This window comes from Streptomyces sp. NPDC057486 (assembly GCF_042802415.1).
In the GTDB taxonomy this organism is placed as follows: domain Bacteria; phylum Actinomycetota; class Actinomycetes; order Streptomycetales; family Streptomycetaceae; genus Streptomyces; species Streptomyces yanii.
This window is the reverse complement of sequence record NZ_JBHVEE010000119.1, coordinates 22,610-30,272: the sequence shown is the minus strand read 5'-3', so window position 1 is coordinate 30,272 and position 7,663 is coordinate 22,610. Positions and strand designations below refer to the sequence as shown.

Here is a 7,663-nt window from a genome sequence, read left to right as displayed (position 1 = left end):
GGCCGTCTCCTTCCCGGAGACGGCCCCCGCTTCGTGTGCCCCGCGAGGCGTCAGTTCGCGGCTGCCACGTTCTCGACCCCGGTGGTGTCGAGCTCGGCGACGCTGAAGGCCGCGTAGTTGTGGTACGGGTTGCGCCCGCTGAAGTAGGGCGTCAGCTGGGAGTCGAGCTCCTCCGGGGTGAAGGCCCCGTCGGCCGCGGTGAACTTCCGTTCCACGGTGGGGGCCGCCATCAGGGCCACCATGTCGCCGTAGACGACGAACACCTGCCCGTTGATCTCTTCCGCGGCGGGCGAGGCCAGGTAGCTCACGAACGTCCCGACCCGCTCGGGGGCGAGGATGTCCAGTCCGTCGTCGGCGTTCGCTCCGGCGCCGAAGACGCCCGCCGTCATTCCGGTGCGGGCACGCGGGCAGATCGCGTTGGCGCGCACGCCGTATCGGGACAGCCCTTGGGCGGTGGCCAGGGTCAGCGCGGTGATGCCGGCCTTCGCCGCGGAGTAGTTCGGCTGGCCCGGGGCCCCGAAGAGGAAGGCTTCGGAGGAGGTGTTGACCACCCGCCCGTAGACGGGACCGCCGGCCGCCTTGGCGGCCGCCCGCCAGTGCGTCGCCGCCGCGCGCGAGACGGCCGCATGCCCCTTGAGGTGGACGCGGATGACGTCGTCCCAGTCGGACTCGGTGAGGTTGAAGAGCATCTTGTCGCGCAGCACACCCGCGTTGTTGACGAGGATGTCCAGGCTGCCGAAGCTCTCCACCGCGGCCCGCACCAGACGGTCACCCATGGACCATTCGCCGACGTCGCCGGTCACCGCGACGGCCTCGCGGCCCAGAGCCTTGATCTCCGCGACGACCTCCTCGGCGGCCGGCCCCACGTCGTTCACCACCACGTTGGCGCCCTGGGCCGCGAGCGCCAGCGCCTCGCTCCTGCCCAGGCCGGCGCCGGCGCCGGTGACGACGGCGGTACGCCCCGCCAGGCTGTTCGTCGAGCTCATGCTGCCTCATTCCTCTCGTGCGACCTGCATTCCGAGAGCACGAAACTAGTATGAATTCTAGTTCTGCCCGGCGGGGTGTCCCGCTGAGTGGTGCGGGCCGCGTCGCTAGGCGAAGCGGACCGACACCGAGTCCAGTCCGGCAAACTCGGCCCGGAAGTCGTCCCCGGGCCGCACGTCGACCGCCCGGGTGCAGGAGCCGGGCAGAACGATGTGACCGGCCTCCAGCCGGACGCCGAACGACGCCACCTTGCGGGCCAGCCAGGCGACGGCCTCGGTCGGATCTCCGAGCACCGCGCTGGTGTTGCCGCGCGCGATCTCCTCGCCGCCCCGGTACAGCACGGCGCCGACGTCGGTGAGGTCCAGGTCGCGCGGGGCGACCCGGGCGGCCCCGAGGATCACCCCCGCCGAGGAGGCGTTGTCGGCGATGGTGTCCGCGAGCCCGATCTTCCAGTCCTGGATCCGGCTGTCGATGAGTTCGATGCTCGCGACGACGTACTCCGTCGCGGCGAGGACGTCCTCGATCGTGCACCCCTCACCGGGGAGGCTCTCGCCGAGTACGTAGCCGATCTCGACCTCGATCCGGGGGAAGCAGTAGCGGCCGGTGTCCACGGGGGTCTCTTCCGACAGCACCATGTCCGAGAGCAGGTGGCCGTAGTCCGGCTCGTCGACCCCCATCATCTGCTGCATGACCTTCGAGGAGAGCCCCACCTTGTGGCCGCTCACGGTGACCCCGGTCGCCAACTGCCTTCGGATGTTCGCCAGTTGGATCTCGTAGGCGTCGACCACGTCGATGCCGGGGAACGTCTCGGTCAGCGGGGCCACGGGTACCCGGTCCCGCTGTGCCGCCCACAACAGGTCTGCGGCTTCGGCGCGCTGCGAGGGCTCAAGCATCGTGGTCCTCCTCCTGGATCGGGGGTCCGCCCGTCGGGCGGGTGGAACGGAAACGGATACGGCCACCGGAGATCGCCGTACGTTCGTGTGCCGATGTCTCGAACCGCAGGCCGGCGTCGCCGTCCTGCCATCCGTGGACGTCGAGCCGTTCGCCCGGGAACACCGGCGCGGCGAACCGGGCTTCGAGCTCCACCACGTCGGCCGGGTGGGCTCCCAGCGTCTCGGCCATGGGAAGGGTGACCGCGGCGAGCGTGCACAGACCGTGCAGGAACGGCCGGGGCATGCCCGCGGCTCGGGCCGCCTCGGGGTCGATGTGCATGTGGTGCCGGTCGCCGAGCAGCCGGTAGAGCGCGGCCTGGTCGGGGTGCGTGGCCACGGCCAGCCGCTGGTCGGCGGGTTTCTCCGGCCGTTTCGGGGCGCTGGGACCCCGGTCGCCGCCGAAGCCGCCGCAGCCGGGGGCGAACAGCGACCACGTCGTCACGAAGCACTCGCTCGCCACCTCGACGTCGAAGACGGCGGCGGAACCCTTGTCCCACACCTCGGCGACCCGGGCCGTCATCGCCACCTCGCCGCTCCTCGCCAGCGGAGCCAGCACCTTCAGCCGCTGGGCTCCGTGGACGGCGGTCCTGATGTCGAAGGCGCCCAGCGCGCCGAGGGCGTCGGGAGCCCACTGCGCCAGCGTCAGCGCGAACGTGGGCAACGCCCGCAGCCGTTCCTCGAACACGAGGTCGAGGTCGCTCGCCCGCGCTCCGACCGCGAGCGCGTACAGGATCGCGTCGCGTTCGGTGTAGGAGACGGTACGGGTGCCGAGGTCGCGGCCGTGCCACGGGGATTTGGTCATCGGTCGGCTCCCAGGACGAGTCCGCTGGTAGGTACCCCGGTCCCCGCGGTGACGAGGACGTTGCCGACACCGTCGGGCTGGTTCACGGACGTGCCGCGGACCAGCCGGACGCCCTCCGCGATGCCGTTCATCCCGTGCAGATAGGCCTCGCCGAGCTGACCGCCGTGGGTGTTCACCGGCAGCCGGCCGCCGATCTCCAGGTTCCCCTCCGCGATGAAGTCCTTGGCCTCGCCCGTGCCGCAGAAGCCGAGCTCCTCCAGTTGCGGCAGCACCAGCGGGGTGAAGTGGTCGTACAGGATCGCGGCGTCGATGTCCTCGGGCCCGAGGCCGCTCTGCGCGTACAACTGCCGCCCGACCAGGCCCATTTCCGGGATGCTGCTGATCGTCGGCCGGTAGTAGCTGGTCATCATGTGCTGGTCGGCTCCCAGCCCCTGGGCCGCGGCGCGGATCATCGCGGGCGGGTGGGGCAGGTCACGGGCCCGCTCCGCCGACACGACCACCAGGGCCTGGCCGCCGTCGGTCTCCTGGCAGCAGTCCAGCAGGCGCAGCGGTTCGGCGATCCAGCGCGAGTTCTGGTGGTCCTCCAGGGTGATGGGCCGCCCGTGGAACCAGGCGGCGGGATTGTTCGCCGCGTGCTTGCGGTCGACGACGGCGACACGGCCGAAGTCCTCGCTGGTGGCACCGTATTCGTGCATGTACCGGCGGGCGAACATGGCGACCCACTGGGCGGGTGTACTCAGTCCGAACGGGGTCATCCAGGCGTACGCGGCGCGGTCGGCGGTGGTGTCCATCGGCCGGTCGGCCTGGCCGAGTCCGTACCGTTCGCCGGAGCGCTCGTTGAAAGCGCGGTAGCAGACGACCACCTCCGCGGCGCCCGTGGCGACGGCCATGGCCGCCTGCTGCACGGTCCCGCAACCGGCGCCGCCGCCGTAGCCGATGCGGGAGAAGAACGTCAGCTCCCCCATACCGGTGTTGCGGGCCAGGTGGATCTCGGAGTTGGTCTCGGCGGTGAAGGTGACCAGGCCGTCGACGTCGGACGGCTTGAGCCCGGCGTCGGCGAGGGCGACGAGCACGGCCTCGCAGGCCAGTTGGAGTTCGCTGCGCCCGGAGGACTTGGAGAACTCGGTGGCCCCGATACCCACCACGGCGGCGGCACCGGTCAGGGCGCTGACGGTCATCGGGTCCCCACCCCCTTCGGCAGTTGCACGGTCACCGTGCCGGAGACATGGGTGCCCAGGCCGTTGGTGCCGCGCACCGAAATCTCCAGCCCGCGGTCCTCGTCGGTCCTGGCCGTGACCGTGCCAGTGAGCACCATCGTGTCGCCGGGGTAGTTGGGCGCGCCGAGCCGGATCCGGATCGCCTTGACGACCACGGCCGGGCCGGCCCATCCCGTGATGTAACGGTCGACCAGCCCGTTGCTGGTCAGGATGTTCATGAAGATGTCCTTCGAGCCGCGCTGCCGCGCCAGTTCGGGGTCGTGGTGCACGTCCTGGTAATCGCGGCTCGCGAGCGCGGTGGCGACGATGAGCGTGCGGGTCAGCGGGATCGACAGCTCGGGGAGCCTGTCGCCCACGGCCACCTCTTCGAACGTCCGGGTGGCCGACGTCGTCCGCGCGGCCGGTGGTGTGCTTCTGACCGGTGCCGTCATGAGGCCACCGCCTCGCGGGCCAGGAGCGCGCCGAGCCGGGAGAGGTCGGCGCCGGCCCCGCCCAGAGTGGTCGAGATCTGTTTGCCCCACAGGAAGTGGCGGTGCACCGGATAGTCGGTGTCCACGCCGATACCGCCGTGCACGTGCTGGACGCGGTGGACGACGTTCAGCCCGCCCTCGGTGGCCCACCACTTGGCGACCAGCGCCGCCCGGGCCGCGCCTTCGCCGTCGTCGAGCGCGGTCACCGCCTGCCACAGCGTCACCCGCATCGCCTCGATGTCGATCCAGCAGTCGGCGAGCTGGTGCTGCACAGCCTGGAAGGTGGCCAGCGGACGGCCGAACTGCCGGCGCTCGCCCAGATAGCCCGCTGCGTGCCGCAGCGCGCCCTCGGCGACCCCGACCTGTACGGCGGCCAGCGCGACGGCGGCGCGTTCGACGGTCCACTCCACGGTTCCTGTGCCCGGGGCGCCGACCGCCTCGGCGAGCGCACCGTCGAGCGTGAGCTGCCCGGCAAGGTCGTGGCTGGTGGTCTCGGCGTGCTCCCAGGTGACCCCGGCGGCGTCCGCGGCGACGAGGAAGAGACCGGTGCCCGCTTCGGTACTGGCGGTGACGAGCACCTGTCCGGCGCCCGCGGGCGAGGGCACCACGGCCTTGGTTCCGCTGAGCCGCCAGTCGTCCCCGTCGGCCGTGGCGGTCGTCAGCGGTGCGAGCGGATCGGCCGGGCCGAACTCCTCCAGCGCGAGGGTCGGCCGGGCCGTGCCGTCGGCCACGGCCGGCAGGAGCGCACCGCGCTGCCGCTCGGAGCCGTGCGCGTCGACCGCGAGGGCGGCGACGACGGCCGGCCAGATCGGGACAGGTGCCACACACCGCCCCTGTTCCTCCAGCAGGACGCACAGCGCGGCCGTCCCGAGTCCGGCTCCGCCGGCCTCCTCGGGCAGGGCGGTGCCGAGCAGCCCGGCAGCGGCCAGGTCGGCCCAGAGCTTGCCGTCGACACGGGTCCCGGACGTCTCGATCTCCCGCAGCCGCTCGGGGGTGGCCCGGTCGGTGAAGATCTCACGCGCCAGGTCCCGGACTGCTTCGAGCTCTTCTCCCAGCGAGAAATCCACTAGTGGTCCTCCGTCGCGACAGGCCGGAACACCGGCAGTGAAAGGTCGGGGTCGGCGTCCAGCCAGTCAAGGACGACGGGCATGTCGATGGCCACGTCCTCGGGTGCGATGCCGGCCAGGTTGGTGATGAGCCGGGTGCCCTCCGCCAGTTCGACGACCGCGACGACCATCGGGAACGCGAAGGCCGGATGCCGCGGGTGGTGGTTCACCGTGAAGCTGTAGACGTGGCCGCGCCCCGATGCCTCGACGGTGTCCCAGTCCAGGGAGTTGCACTGCGGGCAGCAGGGCCCTGGCGGATGGCGCAGGGTCGCGCAGGAGGAACAGCGCTGGATCAGCAGGCGGTGCCCCTTGGCCGCCTCGAACCAGAAGGCGTTGTCCCGGTTGACGGCGGGCCGTGGCCGCAGCGCCGCCGGCTCCCGCTGCGGCGCCGCGGCCGCCTCCTGTTCCTGCTTCTGCTTCTGCTCCGGCTCCGGCTGCGACTCCGCCGGACGGAACCGCAGGGTGCGCCAGCGCTGGGTGGCGACCGGCTGCCCGTCCTGGTCCCGGTAGGTCTTCACGGTGGTGACGAACCGTCCGACACCGAGCCCGGTCCGCTTCTCCGGTGAGATCGACTCCACCACCTCCTGCACGCCGACGTGGTCCCCCGGCGCCAGTTCACGCAGGAACTCCAGCTCGGAGTCGGTCGCCACCACCGAGGTGTAACCGCCCGCGTCCAGCAGCTCGACCAGCTCGTCGAACCCGCTGGACGCACCTGGCGGCACCGTCGTGGCGGCGTAGCCCCGCATCGTCCACGCCTGGACCATCGATGCCGGGGCCACCACACCGGCGCGTCCCGTGGCGCGGGCCGCCTCATCGTCGACGTACACCGGGTTGTCGTCCCCCATCGCCTCCGCCCAGTGCCGGATCATCGGCCGGTTGACGGGGTCCTGGCCCGGGGCGAGCGGCTTCAGTTCGCGGCCGACGAAGGCCCGCAGCTGCTCCTCGTACTCCTCGTTCACGCGCCACGCCCCTTGCGGGGAAGGCCCAGGCCCTGGGTGGCGACCATGTCGCGGAGGACTTCGTTGACGCCGCCGCCGAAGGTGTTCACGATGCCCTGGCGCGAGAGCTGCTCCACCTGTCCGGCCAGTACCGCGCCCGGCGACTCGGGCCGGATGCGTCCCGCCGCTCCCAGGATCTGGGTCAGGCTCCGCTGTACCTCGATGTGGGTCTCGGTGCCGTACGTCTTTGCCGCCCCGGCCTCGGCCCCGGTCAGGGTGCCCTGGGCGACCGCGCCGGTCATCTTCCAGTTCATCAGCCGCATCGCCTCCAGCCGGGCGTGGGTGCGTGCGAACTCCTGGCGGACCCACGGCAGTTCGATGGTGCCGTTGGCCTTGGCCCACTCCAGGACCCTCTCCCACAGCTGGATCATCCGGCCCCCCAGCGCCGCCAGGCCGATGCGCTCGTGGTTGAGCTGCGCCGTGATCAGCCGCCAGCCGCCGTTCACCTCGCCCACCACCTCGGTGGCCGGCACCCGGACGCCGCTGTAGTAGGTGGCGGTGACGACCATGCCGCCCACGGTCCGGATGGGGCTCCAGGAGAATCCCTCGGCGTCGGTCGGGACGACCAGGATCGAGATGCCCTGGTGCTTGGGGGCGTCGGCGTCGGTCCGGACGGCCAGCCAGATGTGGTCGGCGGTGTTGGCACCACTGGTGAAGATCTTGCTGCCGTCGACGACGAAGCCGTCGCCGTCACGGACGGCCCGCGTCGTCAGCGACGCCAGGTCCGTGCCCGCCTCGGGCTCCGTGTAGCCGATCGCGAAGACGATGTCGCCGGAGAGGATGCCCGGCAGGAAGCGTTCCTTGTGCTCTTGCGACCCGTACGCCATGAGCGTGGGGCCGACCGTGTTCACGGTGACGAACGGGAACGGGAGACCGGCCCGCTGGACCTCGTCGAAGAACACGTACTGTTCCTCGATCGAGCGGCCCTGGCCCCCGTACTCCTTCGGCCAGCCGATGCCCAGCCAGCCGTCGGAGCCGAGCCGTTTGACCACCTCGCGGAAGCGGTCCCCGCCGACGCCCTCCTCGCCGACCCGGCGGCGCTCCTCCTCGGGCATCAGGCCCGAGAAGTACCTGCGCAACTCCTTGCGCAGCTTGCGCTGTGCGGCACTCTCGCGCAGTTGCATGTGGTTCTCCTGTCGTTGTCGCCGACGGGC

Annotated in this window: 8 protein-coding genes; all 8 read right to left on the bottom strand. The window is 71.5% G+C overall.

Annotation, left to right across the window (positions count from 1 at the left end; genetic code table 11):
* Window positions 1-50: 50 nt before the first annotated feature.
* The 8 genes from ACFU6I_RS37065 to ACFU6I_RS37030 all read right to left on the bottom strand — a co-directional run bounded on the left by ACFU6I_RS37065 (window position 51) and on the right by ACFU6I_RS37030 (window position 7,633).
* Window positions 51-986 (bottom strand): 3-oxoacyl-ACP reductase, encoded by a 936-nt coding sequence (locus tag ACFU6I_RS37065; protein ID WP_384375290.1) that lies wholly within the window; start codon window positions 984-986, stop codon window positions 51-53.
* 105 nt (window positions 987-1,091) lie between these two features.
* A complete protein-coding gene (locus ACFU6I_RS37060) occupies window positions 1,092-1,877 on the bottom strand; it encodes a 2-keto-4-pentenoate hydratase (RefSeq protein WP_384375287.1) in 786 nt (261 codons plus the stop codon).
* Window positions 1,870-2,718 carry a MaoC/PaaZ C-terminal domain-containing protein gene (locus tag ACFU6I_RS37055; protein ID WP_384375284.1) on the bottom strand — a complete coding sequence of 283 codons (849 nt, stop codon included), beginning with the start codon at window positions 2,716-2,718 and terminating at the stop codon, window positions 1,870-1,872. Before ACFU6I_RS37055 ends, ACFU6I_RS37060 begins: the two co-directional genes overlap by 8 nt.
* Entirely contained in the window at window positions 2,715-3,896 is a 1,182-nt protein-coding gene (locus ACFU6I_RS37050) for a lipid-transfer protein (RefSeq protein WP_384375281.1), read from the bottom strand. Before ACFU6I_RS37050 ends, ACFU6I_RS37055 begins: the two co-directional genes overlap by 4 nt.
* Window positions 3,893-4,366 (bottom strand): MaoC family dehydratase, encoded by a 474-nt coding sequence (locus tag ACFU6I_RS37045; protein WP_384375278.1) that lies wholly within the window; start codon window positions 4,364-4,366, stop codon window positions 3,893-3,895. Before ACFU6I_RS37045 ends, ACFU6I_RS37050 begins: the two co-directional genes overlap by 4 nt.
* On the bottom strand, window positions 4,363-5,472 hold the full coding sequence (locus ACFU6I_RS37040) for an acyl-CoA dehydrogenase family protein (protein ID WP_384375275.1): 1,110 nt from the start codon (window positions 5,470-5,472) through the stop codon (window positions 4,363-4,365). The genes ACFU6I_RS37045 and ACFU6I_RS37040 overlap by 4 nt, the downstream gene beginning before the upstream one ends.
* Window positions 5,472-6,470: a bifunctional MaoC family dehydratase N-terminal/OB-fold nucleic acid binding domain-containing protein gene (locus ACFU6I_RS37035; protein ID WP_384375272.1), complete on the bottom strand. Its 999-nt coding sequence runs from the start codon at window positions 6,468-6,470 to the stop codon at window positions 5,472-5,474. The genes ACFU6I_RS37040 and ACFU6I_RS37035 overlap by 1 nt, the downstream gene beginning before the upstream one ends.
* Window positions 6,467-7,633 (bottom strand): acyl-CoA dehydrogenase family protein, encoded by a 1,167-nt coding sequence (locus tag ACFU6I_RS37030; RefSeq protein ID WP_384375269.1) that lies wholly within the window; start codon window positions 7,631-7,633, stop codon window positions 6,467-6,469. The genes ACFU6I_RS37035 and ACFU6I_RS37030 overlap by 4 nt, the downstream gene beginning before the upstream one ends.
* Between the last annotated feature and the right edge of the window lie 30 nt (window positions 7,634-7,663).